The organism is Mycobacterium fragae, from assembly GCF_002102185.1.
Taxonomy (GTDB): domain Bacteria; phylum Actinomycetota; class Actinomycetes; order Mycobacteriales; family Mycobacteriaceae; genus Mycobacterium; species Mycobacterium fragae.
The window spans coordinates 86,187-103,924 of sequence record NZ_LQOW01000025.1 but is presented as its reverse complement, the minus strand read 5'-3'; the positions used below and the strand labels follow the sequence as shown (position 1 = coordinate 103,924).

At 67.2% G+C, this 17,738-nt stretch carries 16 protein-coding genes and 2 pseudogenes; 6 read left to right on the top strand and 12 right to left on the bottom strand.

What is annotated here, in order from left to right; genetic code table 11:
- Positions 1-113: 113 nt before the first annotated feature.
- The 4 genes from AWC06_RS13695 (at position 114) to AWC06_RS13680 (ending at position 4,105) form a co-directional block, all read left to right on the top strand.
- Entirely contained in the window at positions 114-974 is an 861-nt protein-coding gene (locus AWC06_RS13695) for a class I SAM-dependent methyltransferase (protein ID WP_169715353.1), read from the top strand.
- Positions 975-1,023: 49 nt separating this feature from the next.
- Positions 1,024-1,785, top strand: coding sequence for a superoxide dismutase family protein (locus AWC06_RS13690; RefSeq protein ID WP_085198397.1), 762 nt, complete (start codon positions 1,024-1,026; stop codon positions 1,783-1,785).
- A gap of 58 nt (positions 1,786-1,843) precedes the next feature.
- Positions 1,844-2,479 (top strand): DUF1345 domain-containing protein, encoded by a 636-nt coding sequence (locus AWC06_RS13685; RefSeq protein WP_085198394.1) that lies wholly within the window; start codon positions 1,844-1,846, stop codon positions 2,477-2,479.
- Between the two features lie 105 nt (positions 2,480-2,584).
- Positions 2,585-4,105: an adenylate/guanylate cyclase domain-containing protein gene (locus AWC06_RS13680; protein ID WP_085198391.1), complete on the top strand. Its 1,521-nt coding sequence runs from the start codon at positions 2,585-2,587 to the stop codon at positions 4,103-4,105.
- A gap of 159 nt (positions 4,106-4,264) precedes the next feature.
- Here AWC06_RS13680 and AWC06_RS23980 read toward each other — a convergent pair.
- The 4 genes and pseudogenes from AWC06_RS23980 to groES form a co-directional block, all read right to left on the bottom strand.
- A pseudogene (locus AWC06_RS23980) lies at positions 4,265-4,360 on the bottom strand (hypothetical protein); the annotation flags it as partial.
- A 17-nt stretch (positions 4,361-4,377) separates the two neighbouring features.
- Entirely contained in the window at positions 4,378-5,907 is a 1,530-nt protein-coding gene (locus AWC06_RS13675; protein WP_085198388.1) for an adenylate/guanylate cyclase domain-containing protein, read from the bottom strand.
- Positions 5,908-5,967: 60 nt separating this feature from the next.
- Positions 5,968-7,587: a chaperonin GroEL gene (gene groL / locus AWC06_RS13670; RefSeq protein WP_085198385.1), complete on the bottom strand. Its 1,620-nt coding sequence runs from the start codon at positions 7,585-7,587 to the stop codon at positions 5,968-5,970.
- Positions 7,588-7,670: 83 nt separating this feature from the next.
- Positions 7,671-7,973 (bottom strand): co-chaperone GroES, encoded by a 303-nt coding sequence (gene groES, locus AWC06_RS13665; protein ID WP_045384501.1) that lies wholly within the window; start codon positions 7,971-7,973, stop codon positions 7,671-7,673.
- A 294-nt stretch (positions 7,974-8,267) separates the two neighbouring features.
- Between groES and AWC06_RS13660 the strand changes: the two genes are divergently transcribed.
- Positions 8,268-8,909 (top strand): C39 family peptidase, encoded by a 642-nt coding sequence (locus AWC06_RS13660; RefSeq protein ID WP_085198655.1) that lies wholly within the window; start codon positions 8,268-8,270, stop codon positions 8,907-8,909.
- Here AWC06_RS13660 and tsaD read toward each other — a convergent pair.
- The 8 genes and pseudogenes from tsaD to AWC06_RS13625 form a co-directional block, all read right to left on the bottom strand.
- The gene (gene tsaD, locus AWC06_RS13655; protein ID WP_085198382.1) at positions 8,906-9,934 is read right to left on the bottom strand and encodes a tRNA (adenosine(37)-N6)-threonylcarbamoyltransferase complex transferase subunit TsaD; all 1,029 of its coding nucleotides are present in this window, start codon (positions 9,932-9,934) and stop codon (positions 8,906-8,908) included. The genes AWC06_RS13660 and tsaD overlap by 4 nt on opposite strands.
- Complete coding sequence (rimI, locus tag AWC06_RS23655) at positions 9,931-10,362, bottom strand: ribosomal protein S18-alanine N-acetyltransferase (RefSeq protein ID WP_227370980.1); 432 nt, start codon at positions 10,360-10,362, stop codon at positions 9,931-9,933. Before rimI ends, tsaD begins: the two co-directional genes overlap by 4 nt.
- A gap of 21 nt (positions 10,363-10,383) precedes the next feature.
- Positions 10,384-10,989: pseudogene (tsaB, locus tag AWC06_RS23650) on the bottom strand (tRNA (adenosine(37)-N6)-threonylcarbamoyltransferase complex dimerization subunit type 1 TsaB); the annotation flags it as partial.
- Positions 10,983-11,453, bottom strand: a complete 471-nt coding sequence (tsaE, locus tag AWC06_RS13645; protein ID WP_085198377.1) for a tRNA (adenosine(37)-N6)-threonylcarbamoyltransferase complex ATPase subunit type 1 TsaE — start codon at positions 11,451-11,453, stop codon at positions 10,983-10,985. The pseudogene tsaB and the gene tsaE, both read right to left, overlap by 7 nt.
- Complete coding sequence (locus AWC06_RS13640; protein WP_085198374.1) at positions 11,446-12,558, bottom strand: alpha/beta fold hydrolase; 1,113 nt, start codon at positions 12,556-12,558, stop codon at positions 11,446-11,448. Before AWC06_RS13640 ends, tsaE begins: the two co-directional genes overlap by 8 nt.
- A complete protein-coding gene (gene alr / locus AWC06_RS13635) occupies positions 12,555-13,718 on the bottom strand; it encodes an alanine racemase (protein WP_085198371.1) in 1,164 nt (387 codons plus the stop codon). Before alr ends, AWC06_RS13640 begins: the two co-directional genes overlap by 4 nt.
- Positions 13,719-13,824: 106 nt before the next feature.
- Positions 13,825-15,207: a glutamate decarboxylase gene (gene gad, locus AWC06_RS13630; protein ID WP_085198369.1), complete on the bottom strand. Its 1,383-nt coding sequence runs from the start codon at positions 15,205-15,207 to the stop codon at positions 13,825-13,827.
- Between the two features lie 28 nt (positions 15,208-15,235).
- The gene (locus AWC06_RS13625; RefSeq protein ID WP_085198366.1) at positions 15,236-16,657 is read right to left on the bottom strand and encodes an NAD(P)H-hydrate dehydratase; all 1,422 of its coding nucleotides are present in this window, start codon (positions 16,655-16,657) and stop codon (positions 15,236-15,238) included.
- Between the two features lie 78 nt (positions 16,658-16,735).
- Here AWC06_RS13625 and AWC06_RS13620 point away from each other — a divergent pair, with 78 nt between their 5' ends.
- Positions 16,736-17,662: a class I SAM-dependent methyltransferase gene (locus AWC06_RS13620; protein ID WP_085198363.1), complete on the top strand. Its 927-nt coding sequence runs from the start codon at positions 16,736-16,738 to the stop codon at positions 17,660-17,662.
- Positions 17,663-17,738 lie beyond the last annotated feature (76 nt).

The following is a 17,738-nucleotide window of genomic DNA, read 5'->3' as shown; positions in this document are numbered from 1 at the left end:
CACGCGACTTGGCAATACCACGCGATTCAACATATAGGCGGTCTGCACGGCAAACCGGGGCGGGACATCCAGCGCCCTTGTGTGCAGCTGAACAATCCGAATACGGTCGCGATGTGGTCGATCGGATTGGTGCCGGTGAGGGAAGGGCACAGCCGCCGACAGGCAGGTATGTGCTGGGCCACTCCTACGGCGAGCTTGATCGGCTGATCATCCAGGCGCGCTTGATCGGGCCGATCACGCGCCGGTTCTTCGCGGCGGCCGGGATCGCACGCGGGATGCGGGTACTCGACATCGGCAGCGGAGTCGGGGACGTCGCGTTCCTGGCCGCTGAATTGGTCGGTGACGTCGGCGAGGTCATCGGTGTCGATCGCGCTTCCGCCGCGCTCGAGGTTGCCCGACGACGAGCGGACTCGCTGGCTGTGTCCAATGTGACGTTCCTCGAGGGCGACCCGGCGCAATTGAGCTTTGACCGCCCATTCGATGCGATCGTCGGCCGCTATGTGCTGATGTTCCAACCCGATCCTGCGGTGTGGCTGCGCGGCCTGCTGCGGCACGTGGGCCCTGGCGGCATCGTCGTGTTCCAGGAACCAGAGTGGGCGCGCGCACGCTCTGCTCCGCATGTGCCCAGCTGGCAGCAATGCTGCCGCCTTGTGGTCGAGGGTTTCATCGCGGGGGGCGCCGACCCGGAGATGGGCACCAAGCTGCCGGCCGTCTACGCCGCCGCTGGTCTTCTCGCGCCGAAGCTCGCCATGGAGACGGCGATCGGCGCCGGCGCGGGCGGCGCCGAACAGGTGCATTTGACGACCGATGTCCTGGTGACCCTGCTACCCGAGCTTGAAAGGCTCGGTTGCGTCGCACCGGGCGAGGTGGATCCCGCCACTGTTGCTGATCGAGTCCTCGCCGACATCGCCGCTTGCGGCAGCGTCTTCGTCGGCCGCTCTGAAATCGGCGCCTGGTCTAGAAAGCCGACCTGAAGCCGGCCGCACCCGTTTCCGCATTCGCTGATCGGGGTAGGCCCCGCCCATGAAAAAGGGCCCAGCCATTGCGGCCGCGGTGCTTACCGCGGCCATCGCACCGTTAGGCGCATGCGCCAAGCAGAACAGCACCCAGCCCAATACGTCACCGCTCACCTCCGCGCCACCTGGCGCGCAAAAGATGACCACGCAGTTGAAGAGCGCCGACGGGACTCCGGTAGCCAAAGCCACGTTCGATTTCGCGAACGGCTACGCGACGGTGACCGTGGAGGCCGGTCCCAACCAAGTCCTGACCCCCGGTTTCCACGGGCTCCATATCCACTCGGTGGGCAAATGCGAGGCCAATTCGGTTGCGCCCACGGGAGGCCCGGCCGGGGACTTCAACTCTGCTGGAGGCCACTACCAGGCGCCGGGCCACACCGGTTACCCCGCCAGCGGCGACCTGACGTCATTGGAAGTGCGCCCGGACGGCTCGGCGAAACTCGTCACTACGAGCAGCTCGTTCACCGCCGCGGACCTGAGAAATAGCTCGGGTACCGCGCTGATAATTCACCAGGACCCGGGCAACCTCGGCAATATGCCCGCTGACGAATCGGGTAAGCGGGTGGCTTGCGGTGTAATTTCCGCGGCGGCCACCACGACGACCTCGTCCACTACGGCGACAACTACCGTCACGACGATCACGACCACGACCGCCGTGCCGCCGCCGTCTACAAGCACGAGCACGAGCACCGTCACAGTCACCAGCACCCCCACCGTCACGTCCACGCCGAGCACGACAACGACTCCCAGCCTGCCTCCCGGCACCTAGTGCGAGCGCGGCACTCAGTGAGCGTGGTGCTTAGCTCGGGATTGTGAAATCCCTCGTTATGTTGCTCCGCGAGACGGTCGCGGTTCGGATAGTGATCGCCGCGGTGCTCGGAATCGCCGTCGCTGTGGCGGTGGGTAACACCGTCGGCTGGCGATTCGCGATCACCGGCTGGGTCGTTAGCGCCGGTGTCTATGTAGTGTGGACGCGGCTCATCCTGGGCGGAATGGATGCCGATCAAACCTGCGAATATGCGACCAGGGAGGACCCCACCCGGTGGGCGGCCGACGCGGTCATCGTGTCGGCGAGCGTCGCGAGCCTCGGCGGGGTCGGTTACGTGGTGGCCGCCGCGTCGCGTTCAGGCCCCGGAGCCATAGAAGCCGCGGTCGTCGGCGTTCTGACCGTCGCCGCATCCTGGTTTGCCGTGCACACGTTGTTCACGGTGCACTACGCGCGGCTCTATTACTCAGATGAGCCGGGTGGAATCAACTTCCACGACCCGGAGCCACCCCGCTTCCGCGACTTCGCGTATGTCGCCTTCACCGTAGGTATGACGTTTCAGGTGTCGGACACCGAGATCGGGCTGACGTCCATCAGGGCGACGGTGTTGCGCCATGCGCTGCTGTCCTATCTTCTCGGCGCCGTCGTTTTGGCGGTCACCGTCAACCTGATCGCGGGATTGGGTTCCAAGGTGTGATCGAGTCGCGGCGGCGACCCTTTGCTGAGCCGCATTTGTGGCTTAGCTCTGTGCGAGGGCCGCGGCAGACGATGCGTGACCGGCTAACCGTTTTAGTCTCCCTGCATGGATCGTATCTGGCAGTGGGTGTGGGATAGGTATGGAGCGAGGTACTCGTGGGCAATCTGGGTAGGCCTGTTCGCCTCGTTGCTGCCGGCCAACCTCGTTTGGTCGATTGTCGTTGTCGCTTACGAGAAATCGAGTCACTTCGCCGAGGCGGCCATCGTCACCGGTGTCGCCGTGGCGGTGTTGTCTTTCGTGGTGACTCTTCCCGGGAGCCGACGTTTCCGTCTTGCGGAAGGGTGGGCAGATGGCCGCGAGGTCGATCGTGCAAGGGCACTGCAAGACACTTACACCTGGGCTCATGCAACGGGTGTGCGAGGGTTGGGGTTCATGCCCGTTTCGGGCTTTCTGCTTTTGGTGGTTGTCGGTGCGATTGCCGGAGCGAGCGAGTCGCGGCTCGTCCAGTACGGGACCTTGGGATTCAGCTCAGGAATTGCCATAAATCTGATCGGTATGCACGCGTTTGTGGAAGGAGCATTGCGACCGGCCAGGGCCGCCCTCGACGGGGACACGGGGATCGGCGACGCCCTGCCCCGTTCTCGCCCGACTTTTGCCGCGTGGTCGACCATCTCGTGGCTTGCCTCCGTGTTCGCGTTCTCCGCCGGGGGCGCGCTGCTAGCGGTCGTGCTGGACCGCCCCGGTGAGGTCCCGGTGCTTGCCGTTGTGATCGGGGGTGCGTTGACGCTCGGCTTCGCGCCGATCATCGTCGGTGTGATGCTCTCGCCGTCCTTGCGTCCCATCCGCGACCTTGCCGAGGCAACCGCACGGGTGGGAGCCGGCGACTACACCCAGCGATTGTCGGTCGTTCAGGACGATGACCTCGGTGCGCTGGCGGCGTCGTTCAACCGCATGCAGGCGGGATTGGCTGAGCGGCAACGACTTCAGGCCGCGTTCGGCACCTACGTCGACCCCGCCCTCGCGGCGCGGCTACTGCAGCAGGGCGACGACGTCTTCACCGGTGAGCGCCGCCAGGTGACCGTGATGTTCGTCGATATTCGCGATTTCACCCCGTTTGCCGAGGCCAACACTGCCGAGGACACCGTCGCACGCCTCAATGCCCTGTTCGAGATCGTGGTGCCCGCCGTCGTCGAGGCGGGTGGTCATGTCAATAAGTTTCTCGGCGACGGCGCGCTAGCGGTCTTCGGCGCCCCCAACGAGCTTGCAGATCATGCCGACGCGGCTGTGGCCGCCGCCCTTCTAATTCACCGCCTCGTCGCCGAGCGATTCGGCGGTGCGCTTCGGATTGGCATTGGGATCAACACCGGTGTAGTGATCGCTGGCACGATCGGCGGGGGAGGCAAGCTGGAGTTCACGTTGATCGGCGACACAGTCAATGTCGCCTCCCGTGTCGAGCAGCTGACCAAGACCACCGGTGACGCGGTCCTTCTCACCGGCCACTGCGTCGACGCCCTGGCTGCTCGACCGCCCGGACTCATCGACCGGGGATCGCACGCACTCAAGGGAAAGTCGGCCGCCGTGCAGGTGTTTGGCCTCGACCCAGGGACCGACGCCAGCCCGAGCTGAAGTCGGTCCGATTGGCCGATTGACGTGCGCCTTTTGTGACATCCTGTGCGGGTGGCCGCGTCGGGACCGCCTTCGGGTGTAGTGACCTTCCTGGTCACCGATGTAGAGGGTTCGACGCGTCGGTGGGAAGCCGACGCGGATGCAATGCAGATCGCCCTGGTGAGCGTGGCCTTGGTGATGACCCTCGTGCTCGTCATTAGGTGGTACAACCTCCACAATTGCCGTCTCGGTGGTCAGCACCATCCGGGCGACCGACGGGAGGTGAGCATTAGTCAGCCGAGGCGATCCAAACGATTCACCGCTCGGTCAAGGCCGAAAACCTTTGTGGCGCCTGACTTGCCCTTCAGGGCGTGAGGCCCGCGGTCAGTGAGTCCGGGCGGTCGAGAAACCAGAGCATCAACGGTCTGCTGGGTGAGAAGGATCGCGTCACCGGTCGTCTTTGTGAGCTGCTCGACCCGGGCCGCGACATTGACGGTGTCGCCGATCAGTGTGAATTCCAGCTTGCTCCCGCCGCCGATGGTGCCTGCGATCACCACACCGGTATTGATGCCGATGCCGATCCGAAGCTCCCCGCCGAATCGCTCGGCGACTAGACGATGAATCAGCACGGCGGCGCTCACTGCGGCGTCGGCGTGATCCGCGAGGTCATTGGGAGCGCCGAGCACTGCCAGAGCGCCGTCGCCGAGGAACTTGTTGACATGCCCACCCGCATCCACAATAGCGGGCACGACGATCTCGAACAGAGCGTTGAGCCGGGCGACAGTGTCCTCAGCCGTGTTGGTCTCGGCGAAGGGCGTGAAGTCACGCACGTCAACAAACATCACCGTCACCTCGCGGCGTTCACCAGTGAACACGTCATCGCCCTGCTCAAGTAAGCGTGACGCGAGGACGGGGTCGACGTACGTGCCGAACGCAGCCTGAAGCCGTTGGCGCTCAGCCAAACCCGTCTGCATACGATTGAATGACGCTGCCAACGCACCAAGATCATCGTCCTGCACCACTGGCAGGCGTTGCGAGTAGTCCCCAGCCGCAACACGTTCCGTTCCTTCTGCAAGGTCGCGGATGGGGCGAAGCGACGGTGCGAACCCGGCGCTGACGGTGATTGGCAGCGCGAAGCCTAACGCCACCGCACACCCGATCACCACGGCAAGCACCGGCACTTCACGGACCTGGTCGGCCACGGCCCCCAGCATCACGCCCGTGACGACGTACACGAACGCCGTCGTCAGCATGGCCACGTTGGACCACGCGGCGAAAGTCGGGCGAGAGCGGGGCAGCGAATCACCGATCCCCGTGCCCCCGGCGATCGCGATCCTGGCCGGCCGCATCGCTGCTTCCGCCAAGCTGTGGCCGGCGATCAGCACCGTGGAAATACCTACGGAAGCGCCCCAGATCCCATATTGAACTAGCCGCGGCCCCGTCGCTCCGGCGATCGCACCGACAACAACCGCTAGCAGAGCGGCTGAAGCCGTTAGACCTGCGAACGCTCGGACAAAGAAGCTGCGAGCCCAGGTGTAGGTGGCCTCCAATGCTTCCGTGCGATCGGCCGCGTCGCCGGTTGCCCACCGCTCCACACGGCGGCTGCCACCCAGACCGGGAAGAAAACTCGTGTATGCAAAAACCGCCACGACGGCAACCGTGATGGCGGCCGCCTCTACATAGCGATGAGACTGCTCGAAGGCGACGAGGAGAAACGACAGAAACAGGTAGATCGGCAGCGCAGCGAGAGACGACATCGCCCACATCGCCCACGAATACCTCGGTCCGTACCGATCCCACGCCCATTGCCAGATGCGGTCCATGCCGAAAACAAAACACCCCCGGCCTGGTGACCGGGGGTGTTTCGTATTACCTCTAGTGCTCTAGTGAGCGTGACCGTGGTGATGGCCGGCGTGCTCGTCTTCCTCCTCCGGCTTCTCCACGACGGCCGTCTCGGTGGTCAGCACCATCCGCGCCACCGACGCCGCGTTGAGCACCGCGGAGCGAGTGACCTTGACCGGGTCGACCACGCCGTCTGAGGCCAGGTCGCCATACGTCAAGGTGTTCGCGTTCAGCCCATGCCCGGCGGGCAGCTCGCTGACCTTGTTGACGACGACCGAGCCGTCCAGCCCGGCGTTCGCGGCGATCCAGTACAACGGCGCGCTGAGCGCCTCGGAGAACACGTCAACACCGAGGGCCTCGTCGCCGCTCAGCGACGACCGCAACTCGGCCAGGGCCCTGCGGGCCTGGATCAACGACGTACCCCCGCCGGCGATGATGCCCTCTTCGACGGCGGCCTTGGCAGCGGCGACCGCGTCCTCCACGCTTTCCTTGCGCTCCTTGAGCGCGGTCTCCGTGGCGGCGCCCACCTTGATGACGGCAACGCCCCCGGAAAGCTTGGCCAGCCGCTCCTCGAGCTTCTCGCGATCCCAGTCGGAGTCGGTGGTCTCGATCTCCGAGCGCAGCTGCTTGGCCCGCTCGGCGATGGCCTCGGCGCTCCCGCCGCCTTCGACGATCACGGTGTCGTCCTTGCTGACCACCACCCGGCGCGCCGACCCGAGCACCTCGAGGCCGACCTCACGCAGCGCCAGCCCGACGTCCGGGTTGACCACCTGTCCGCCGGTGACGACCGCGAGGTCCTCCAGGAACGCCTTGCGGCGGTCCCCGAAGTACGGCGCCTTGACCGCGACGGCCTTCAGCGTCTTGCGGATGGCGTTGACCACCAGCGTCGACAGCGGCTCGCCCTCGACGTCCTCAGCGATGACCAGTAGCGGCTTACCCGCCTCGGCCACCTTCTCCAGCAGCGGCAGGAAGTCGGGCAGCGAGCTGATCTTGTCGCGGTGCAACAGGACCAGCGCGTCTTCCAGCACAGCCTCCTGCGCGTCGAAGTCGGTGACGAAGTACGCCGAGATGAACCCCTTGTCGAAGCCGACGCCCTCGGTGAACTCCAGCTCGGTCGAAAGCGTCGAGGACTCCTCGACGCTGACCACGCCGTCGTGGCCGACCTTGGTCATCGCCTCGCCGACCAGCTCGCCGATCTGCTCGTCGCGCGACGACACCGTGGCCACCTGCGCGATGCCGGTCTTTCCGGAGACCGGGGTGGCCGAGGCCAGCAGCGCCTCGGACACCGCGTCGGCGGCCTTGCCGATCCCCGACCCGAGCGCGATCGGGTTGGCGCCGGCCGCGACGAGGCGCAGCCCGCCCTTGATCAGCGCCTGCGCCAGCACGGTCGCGGTGGTGGTGCCGTCGCCGGCGATGTCGTTGGTCTTGGTGGCCACCGACTTGACCAGCTGGGCGCCCAGGTTCTCGAACGGGTCTTCCAGGTCGATCTCCCGCGCGACGGTGACGCCGTCGTTGGTGACGGCAGGACCACCGAATGCCTTGGCCAGCACCACATGTCGGCCGCGCGGACCCAGCGTCACCCGCACCGCGTCGGCGAGCTTGTCCACCCCGGTTTCCATGGCACGCCGCGCGGTTTCGTTGAACTCAATCTGCTTGCTCATAGGTCTTTCCTGTCGCTCTAAAGCGGTCCGCCCCGGAAATCACCCGCATGGCAGCGGGGATCGCCGGGGCGGACATGCCTGTGCTACTTGGACACGACGGCCAGCACGTCGCGGGCCGACAGGATCAGGTATTCCTCGCCGTTGTACTTGATCTCGGTGCCGCCGTACTTGCTGTAGATGACGGTGTCACCCTCCGACACGTCCAGCGGGATCCGCTTTTCGCCGTCCTCGTCCCACCGGCCGGGGCCGACTGCGACGACGGTGCCTTCCTGCGGCTTCTCCTTGGCGGTGTCGGGAATGACCAGACCGGACGCGGTCGTGGTCTCGGCCTCGTTGGCCTGTACGAGGATCTTGTCCTCGAGTGGCTTGATGTTCACGCTCGCCACGATTGGAGCCCTCCACTAGTTGGATGGGGCCCGGGGCCTTCGCCCCGGACCGGTTTGGTTGGAGGTCCGGGGCTGTTGCCCCGGACTGTCCGAGTTACCAGGTGCTTCGGCATTCGTCCGCGCCCTCGCGTCGTCGTCGCGGGTGCCGACGCAGGGCTTGTCCGATTGCCACCTAGCACTCTATACACGAGAGTGCTAGCACTCAAGGTCGGCCCGCTGCTTCTGTCGGCAGAGCCCGTCGAGGCGTGCCGTTTCCAAGAATCCGTCAAGGGCAAGCGGCTAATAATGAGCCCCATGTTCACCGGCATCCTCAAAACGGCCCGCGCCGCCGGCGTGGCAGCACTGGTCGCGGCGGCGGCCGTCGGCTTGGCTGGGGTCGCGCACGCCGACCCGAACGGCCAAATGTACGGCGACCCCGCAGCCGCTGCGCCCTACTGGCGCTACCAGCACGGGGAGGACTGCGGCCTGATGTCCGCCGCCGACGTGATCGGCCAGCTCACCGGCAAGGAGCCGCACGAAATCACCATGGTGCTGCGCGGGGTGTTCACCAAAAGCCAAGTCCACCAAGGCGATATCTATCACTTCGACGGGACCTCCCCCGGCGACCTGGTCGTGTTGTTGGGCAAATACGACATCCAGTCCGACCTCACGACCGGCAACACCATGCAGACGCTGGAGCAGGACCTCGCCGCCGGCCACAAGGTGATCGCCGGGCTCAACGCCGAAACCATCTGGAACTATCCCCCAGGCCAGGGCCAACGCACCGACGCCGACCACGCCGTCGTCGTCACCGGAGTCGACACCCGCTCCAACATCGTGCACCTCAACGACAGCGGAACGCCTAACGGCCGCGACGAACAGATCCCGATGGACACGTTCACTCAGGCCTGGGCGACCAGCAACAACATGCTGATCGTCACCCAGCAAACCGGCTAGCCGCTCACCTGGCCTTTCACCACCGGCAGACCGGGATCGCTGGTCACGTCCAGCGGCGACGGCGGCGCCCCCGCGGCTACCAGATGCGCGGCGAAGGAGGCGATCATCGCGCCGTTGTCGGTGCACAGTCGTGGTGGCGGGATGCGCAGCGTCAGGCCCGCCTCCGCGCAGCGCTGCGCGGCCAGTTCGCGCAGCCGCGAGTTCGCGGCTACTCCCCCTGCGATGAGCAGGGTGGATACCCCGAGCCCGGTGGCCGCGCGTACCGCCTTCATGGTCAGCACGTCGGCCACCGCTTCCTGGAAGCCGGCGGCGATGTCGGCGGTCGACGCCTCGGGGTGGCTCTCCACGTAGCGGGCGACGGCGGTCTTGAGGCCCGAGAAGCTGAACGCATGCGGATCGTCGCGCGGGCCGGTCATGCCTCGGGGGAAGACGATGGCCTCGCGGTCACCGGTGCGGGCCAGGTCGTCGAGCACCTTGCCGCCCGGATAGCCCAGCCCCAGCAGCCGGGCCACCTTGTCGTAGGCCTCCCCGGCCGCGTCGTCGACGGTGCTGCCCAGTTCGACGATCGGCTCGCCCAGCGAGCGCACATGCAACAGATGCGTGTGTCCGCCGGACACCAGCAGGGCCACGCACTCGGGTAGTGGGCCGTGTTCGTAGACGTCGGCGGCCAGGTGCCCGCCGAGGTGGTTGACGGCGTAGAACGGAACCCCCCACGCGGCCGAATAGGCTTTGGCCGCAGCCACTCCCACCAACAGCGCCCCGGCCAGCCCCGGACCGATGGTGGCGGCGACGACGTCGGGACGGCTGATGCCCGCGGTGTCCAGGGCGCGACGCATCGTTGGGCCGAGCGCCTCCAGATGCGCCCGCGACGCGATCTCGGGGACGACGCCGCCGAACCGGACGTGCTCATCGACGCTGGACGCCACTTCGTCGGCGAGCAGCGTCACCGTGCCGTCGGCGTCGAGCCGGGTGATGCCGACACCGGTTTCGTCGCAAGAGGTTTCGATCGCGAGGATGGTCGTCATGCGGGATCTCTTCGCATGGTATACGCGTCGGCGCCGCTGACCCGGTAGTAGCGCCGGCGAACGCCGACATCGGTGAATCCGGCGCTGCGGTACAACGCGATCGCCGCCTCGTTGTCGGTGCGGACCTCCAAATGGACGACGCCGCCATCGGCGAACTGCAGCAGTTCGTTGAGCAGCCGGCGGCCGATGCCGCGGCCCTGGTAGGTCGGGTCGACGCCGATGGTGTGCACTTCGTATTCGAACGGTGGTTTGCGGCCCAGCCGGGAGATTCCGCCGTAGCCGACCAGGATGTCGTCGACGCGCGCGGCGACGTAGTGGTTGTGCTTGGCGGCCAGCTCGCGCAGGAATGCGGCCTTCGGCCATGGGTCGTCGCCGGGAAACAGCATGGCCTCCAGCTCCGCGCATCGCTTGGCGTCGGCGGGAGTCAGGGGCCCGAAAGTGACCGAATCCGCCCGGGGCTTGGCGTCGGGCCGGCGCAGGTACAGCGGCACCAGTGGCGCGGGAGCCTGCGCCCAGTCGGTCACCGCGGCCACCAGTCCGCGCGGCGTGGGGTAGGCCGGTTCGCGGGGCGGCAGGTCGAACAGCGCCGTGTGCTCGGGTGAGCCGGCCACTGCCCGCGCCGAGCCGGGGTCCACATCGGCCGGGGCATCGACTCCGGGTCCGGCGATGCGAACGCCGTCGCGGTAACGGGCCCAATAGATCTCGCGCCGCCGCGCGTCGGTGACGACGAGCGTCTCACCGGTGGTCTGTCCGCCGATGGCGTCGAGGCTGCACACGCCGTAGACGGGAACGGAGAGCGCATCCCCGTAGGCCGCCGCGGTCGCCATGCCCACCCGAAGCCCCGTGAACGGGCCGGGACCGCAACCCACCACCACGGCGTCCAGGTCGCCCATCGTCTTCCCGGCATCGGCCAACGCGGCCAACACATTCGGGGTGATGCGTTCGGCGTGCGCCCGGGAGTCGACGGTGATCCGTTCGGCGAGCACGTCAAGCCCGTCGGTCACCACACCCGCCGTGACCGCCGGGGTGGCGGTGTCGATGGCCAGAATCAGCATGAGCAGTCCCAGCGCCAGGTGGCCGTCCGCACGTCGGAGTCGGTGACCCGCTCGAGCCGGATGTCGAGGTGACGCTCGGAAAGCCGCTCGGCGAGCCCCTCACCCCACTCGACCACTACGACGGCGGCCTCGAGATCGGTGTCGAGATCCAGCGAGTCGAGCTCGCCCAGCAGGTCGGCGCCGCTATGGTCCAGCAGTCGGTAGAAGTCGACGTGAATCATGGCCGGCGCGCCGGCGCGGCGTGCCGGATGCACTCGCGCCAGCACGAACGTCGGTGACGTGATCGGTCCTTCGACATCCATCGCCTCCGCAATCCCCTTGGCCAGCACCGTTTTTCCGGCACCGAGCGGACCCGAGAGCACCACCACGTCGCCGGCGCGCAGCTGCTTGCCCAGCCGCGACCCAAGCGCGATGGTGTCCTCGACGCGTGGCAGTGTCGCCGTGCCGGACCTCTGATCAGCCACGGCGCCAGCCTCTTTCCCGCCACCGCCGGGTCAGTGCTGCCCACTTACGTTGCGGGGTGGCCCGCCTGACCAGGCGCACCAGCCCGTCGTTGATCGGGTCGGGCTTACCCAGCAGCACCAAATGACCGGCCCGGCTGATGATGTGCAACTCGGATTGCGACAGCGCCGCCGACAGCTGGCGCGAGTAGTCAGCCGGGGTGAGCAGATCGTGATCGCCGCAGGCGATCAGCGTCGGGATCTTCGACAGCGTGGGCAGGGCCGCGGTTTCATCGTGTGTTTCCAACGCGTGCAGGAATTCCACCATCGTCTGAACCGGCGTTTCGAGCATCATCTTCTGCGAGAACGCCACCACGCTCGGGCTGACATTGAAATCGCCGTAGGACGCCGCCCGCAGGATCGGGCCGAGGACCGAACGCGCCGCGTTGCGCCCCCGGTGTACCAGCTTAGGGGCGGACCGGGCCGTGAACCGGACGGCGTTCAATGCCGGGTTGTTGAGGATCTCGCCAAGCGGCGACTTCGAAACACCTTCCGCTGCAGAGGAAATCAGCGCAGCTCCGATGATTCGGCTGCCATAGTGCTGCGGATGCTGGCGGGCATGCGACAACACCGTCATGCCGCCCATCGAGTGACCGACCAGCACGACCGGACTACCCGGGGCGATCACCTGCAGCACGGTCTCCAGGTCCAGGCCCAGTTGGGCCACCGTGTAAGTGTCTGGTGCGGCTTCGCCGGATTGTCCGTGCCCACGCTGGTCATAGAAAATCATCCGGACCTGCGAACCCCATACTTCGCTCAGGCGCATGCGCTGAAAGTGGAAGGCGCCCATGCGAAGACAGAACCCATGCGCGAAGACCACAGTCAGCGGTGCGTCGGGAGGCCCGACCTCGCGCACCGCCAAAGGCACGCCGTCGGGTGTCGTCACCACGTAGCTGCGGTCCCCATCGAGGGTTTCGAAGTTCTCGTTGACGTAAGGATCCTCGACCACCGCGCGACGCGTCATCGACCGGGCGACCGAGACACCGGCGATCGTGCCCACCGCGCCCAGGCCCGCCGCACCTGCCAACCAGCCCGCCCTCCGTCTGTGCGCGTCGTCGTCAGCGCTCAACGATTTTCGGCCTCGCGGTAAGTTCTGCCGATGCGCCCGCGCGGGCTCGTCACCACTTCGTAATGGATGGTCCCCAGCAAATCGGCCCACTCCTGGGCGGTGGGTTCGCCTGTGGTGCCGGGGCCGAACAGGATCGCCTCGTCGCCCTCGGCGACGTCGGGAGCTCCGGGGCCCAGGTCGACAACGAACTGGTCCATGCAGATTCGCCCCACGCAGCGCCGGCGTCTGCCGTTGATCATCACGTCGAGGCGTCCGCTCAGCGCCCGGAACACCCCGTCGGCATAGCCAATCGGCATCAGTCCCAAATTGGTGTCGCGGTCGGCGATCCAGTCATGCCCGTACGACACGCCTTCGCCGGCTCGAACCGGCCTCACCAGCGCGACAGGGCATTTCACTGTCATCGCCGGTATCAATCCAAGATCGCCGCGCTGCGGGATGGGGCTGAGCCCGTAAACCGCGATGCCGGGCCGCACCATGTCCAAGGCCATGTCTGGGCGGGTCAGCGTGGCCGACGAATTCGACAGATGCGCCACCTCATACTGCACGCCGTCCTGGCGAGCCTGGGCCAAAAAGTCGGAAAACCGTTGGGCTTGCAGGTTATTGGTGGGGTTATCCGGCTCGTCGGCGTAGACCAGATGCGACATGAATCCCCGCATCCGGATCGCGTCGTCGGCAATGGCTCCCCGCAACGCCCTCAGCATCGACGGGTATTCCGCTGCGCGCACGCCGTTGCGGTTCAATCCGGTGTCGACCTTGACGGTCACCGTCGCCGTCTCACCGGTGCGGCGCACCGCGTCGAGCAGCTCGTCGAGTTGGCGCACCGAGGACACCGCGATCTGAATGCCGGCCGTCAACGCCGGGGCGAAGTCGGTGCCGGGGCGGTGCAGCCACGCCAGCACCGGTGCGGTGATGCCGTCGGCCCGCAACGCCAGCGCCTCGTCGACGGTGGCGACACCGAGTTCGGCGGCGCCCGCAGCCAACGCGGTGCGAGCCACCGGCGTGGCCCCGTGCCCGTATCCATCGGCCTTGACGACGACCATCAGCTGCGCGGCGCCGGCATGCTCGCCCAGCACCCGCACGTTGTGCGCAATGGCGCCGAGGTCGACCACCGCCTCGGCGATCACACCGGGCGTCTGGGAAATCCGGGATGTCACAGTCATCTTCCGGTCATTGTCCCAGAGCGCAGTTGAGCCGCCGAACGTGCGGTTTCATACGGCCGCATCGGCATGTCGCGTATGAAACCGCACGGTCGGCGCAATGGAGAGCTCAGTGGGCGAAGTGTTGCTCGTCGAAGTGGCCGCCCGGCTTGGTCTTGTCGAGGTTGCCCAGCGCGGTGACCGTGTCGTCGTGCAGTGCCCGAGCCAGATCGGCGGAGAGTCCTTCCCGCACCACGATGCGCAGCACGGCGACATCGGTGGCGTTGTCCGGCATGGTGTAGGCCGGCACCTGCCAGCCGAATGTGCGCAGCTCATGGGAGACGTCGAACTCGGTGTAGCCGCGGTCCCCTTTCAGCCGAGCGGCAACGACCGGGATCGCCGACCCGTCGGAGATCACCTCGAAATGTTCGCCGGCGGCCAGTTCCCCGGCCAGCCACCGCGCGGTCTGCGACAGCGACTGCATCACCTGGGTGTAGCCCTCGCGGCCCAGCCGCAGGAAGTTGTAGTACTGGCCGACGACCTGGTTACCCGGGCGGGAGAAGTTCAGCGTGAAGGTCGGCATGTCGCCGCCCAGGTAGTTGACCCGGAACACCAGCTCCTCGGGCAGATGCTCACGGCTGCGCCACACCACGAACCCGATCCCGGGATACGTCAGCCCGTATTTGTGGCCGCTGACGTTGATCGACACCACCCGCCGCAGCCGGAAATCCCACTTCAGGCCGGGATGCAGAAACGGCACCACGAAGCCGCCGCTGGCCGCGTCGACATGCACCGGGACGTCCACACCGCCGCCGGCGGCCAGTTTGTCCAGCGCCCTGCAGATCGGGGCGATCGGTTCGAGCTCGCCGGTGTAGGTGGTGCCCAGGATCGCCACCACACCGATGGTGTCCTCGTCGACGGCGTCGACGACCTGCTCGGGGGTGATGACGTAACGGCCTTCCTCCATCGGCAGATAGCGGGGCTCGACGTCGAAATAGCGGCAGAACTTCTCCCACACCACCTGCACGTTGGAGCCCATCACCAGGTTGGGGGTGCGCTTCTTCCAGTCCCGGCCGACCCGCTGACGCCAGCGCCACTTCAATGCCAGCCCCCCGAGCATCACCGCCTCGGACGAGCCGATCGTCGATACCCCGATCGCACTGGAGGGGTCGTCGTCGCGCAGATCCTCAGCATGGAAAAGGTCGGCGACCATGCATACGCAGCGCTGCTCGATCGCCGCGGTCGCCGGGTATTCGTCCTTGTCGATCATGTTCTTGTCGAACGTCTCGGCCATCAACTGGCCGGCTTCGGGATCCATCCAGGTCGTCACGAACGTCGCCAGGTTCAGCCGCGAGCTGCCGTCGAGCATCAACTCGTCGTGGATGAAGCGGTAGGCGGCCTGGGGATCCATCGACTCATCGGGTAGCCGCAACGCCGGCACCGGCGCGGTGAACAGCCGGTTGGTGTAGGCGGGGGCAATCGAGTGCGCGGGCACTGACGGATGACGAGGCACGACGGATCCTTTCGGTAGATCGCTGGAACTACAGGCCGGCCAGGGCGGTGCGGATGTGCGGGATGATGCGCGACGCCGACGTGGGCGCGTCGCCCGGACCGGGATCGCCGGCCGACAGCGCTGCCGCGCGCGCATGCACGAACGCCGCCGCGGCCGCCGCCTCGGGTGCAGGCAGGCCCGCGGCCAGCAGCGCGCCGATCATGCCGGACAGCACGTCACCGGATCCGGCGGTCGCCGCCCAGGACTGCCCCGCCGGGTTGAGGTAGACCACCCCGCCGGGTTCGGCGATCACCGTGACGTTGCCCTTCAGCAGCACGGTGACGCCCAACGCATCGGCGAGCTTCCGGGTGGCGGCCACCCGGTCGTCGCCGGGTGGTCCTCCGGCCAGCCGGGCGAATTCGCCGGCGTGCGGCGTCAGTACGGTCGGGGCGCGACGCGACTCGACCATGTCCGGGTGGGCCGCAAGGATGGTCAGCGCGTCGGCGTCGACCATCACCGGCAGATCGGTGTCCAGCGCGAACCACAGCGCGGCGGCCCCGGTGTCCTCGGTGCCCAAACCGGGGCCGACGACCCAGGACTGCACCCGCCCGGCAGCGGCGGCTGTGGGCGAGGCGATGACTTCAGGCCAGTGCGAGAGCACCTCATCCTTGGCGCTGCCGGCGTAGCGGACCATGCCGGAGGTGGCCGCCACCGCCGCGCCGGTGCACAGCACCGCCGCGCCCGGATACGTCGACGAGCCAGCCAGGATGCCGGTGACGCCCTGGGTGTATTTGTCGTCGTTGGGACCGGGCACCGGCCAGCGCGCCCGCACGTCGGCGGCTTCGAACCCCAGCACATCGGCGTGGGGCAGATCCAGGCCGATGTCGACCAATCGCACACGGCCGCAATCGGCAAGGGCGTGTACGGGTTTGAGCCCGCCGAAGGTGACGGTCAGCGCGGCGTGCACGGCCGGCCCGGTGATTGCTCCGGTCGCCACGTCGATGCCGCTGGGGATGTCGACGGCGACCACCGGGATTCCGGCGGCATCGACGGCGGCGAACACCTCGGCCGCTCCGGGCCGCAGTGGTCCGGAGCCGGAGATGCCCACCACGCCGTCGATGACCAGGTCGGTGCTCGGCGCGACGGAATCAACAATGCGGCCGCCGGCTTTGGTGAACGCCGCCAACCCTCTGCGGTGGGTGCGCTCTGGCTTGAGCAGGATCGCGTCGGCGGCCGCGCCGCGACGGCGCAGGAATGTCGCGGCCCACAGCGCGTCGCCGCCGTTGTCGCCGGAGCCGACGACCGCGCATACCCGCCGACCCACCACCGCGCCGGTGCGGGCCGTCAATTCGCCGATGATCGAGTTGGCCAATCCGTAAGCCGCGCGTCGCATCAACGCCCCGTCGGGCAGGCTGGCCAGCAGCGGCGCTTCGGCCTCGCGGATGGTCTCAGCCGAGTAGTAGTGCCGCATTTGCCTTAGATTACGTTGCCCGGCCGGCCGGGTAGCCTCGATTAAGTGAGCTAAGTATCGATGACGAGAGGGGCGAATATGGCACGAACCGACGACGACACCTGGGATCTGGCCAGCAGCGTGGGCGCCACCGCGACCGGTGTGGCGGTAGGTCGCGCGTTGGCCAGCCGCGCCGCCAGCCCGCTGATCAACGACCCCTTCGCCGAACCGCTGGTGCGTGCGGTCGGCGTGGAATTCTTCACCCGCCTGGCCAGCGGCGAGCTCAACCCCGCCGAGGTCGACGACAACGGTGAGTGGGGCATGCAGCGGATGCGCGACATAATGGCGGTGCGGACCCGCTTCTTCGACGACTTCTTCGTCGACGCGGCCAACAGTGGAATCCGTCAGGCGGTGATCCTGGCGTCGGGACTGGACGCCCGCGCCTACCGGCTGTCCTGGCCGCCCGGAACCGTCGTCTACGAAATCGATCAGCCGCGCGTCATCGAGTTCAAGACGACCACACTGGCCGATTTGGGCGCTGCCCCCACCGCCGACCGTCGTTCGGTGGCTGTCGACCTGCGCCACGACTGGCCGACCGCGCTGCGCGGCGCCGGTTTCGACCCCACCGAACCGACCGCCTGGAGCGCAGAAGGGCTGATGCCGTTCCTACCGCCCGAGGCCCAGGATGCGCTGTTGGACAACATCACCACGCTGAGCGCCGCCGGGAGCCGGCTGGCCACCGAGAACATGCCCGACGCCAGCCGGAGCGTGCCGGTGATGGCCGATCGGATAAGAGAGGCCACCGAACGCTGGCGCGATCACGGCTTCGACGTCGAGATGACCGACCTGTGGTATGGCGGCGACCGCCACGACATCGTCGAATACCTGGCCGGCCACGGCTGGGACGTCACCCTCACTCGTGTTGCGGATTTATTTGCCGCTCACGGCATTTCGGTCCAGACCAACGACGAGGTGGAGGCGGCGGCGTTCTCCGGGCTGGGCTACGTCAGCGCTACTCGGAACTAGGCGGTTGATGTATCGCGCGACCCCCGCGTATCGTATCGGCCATTACGAAACCAGGAGTAGCGTAATCGCGCGAAAG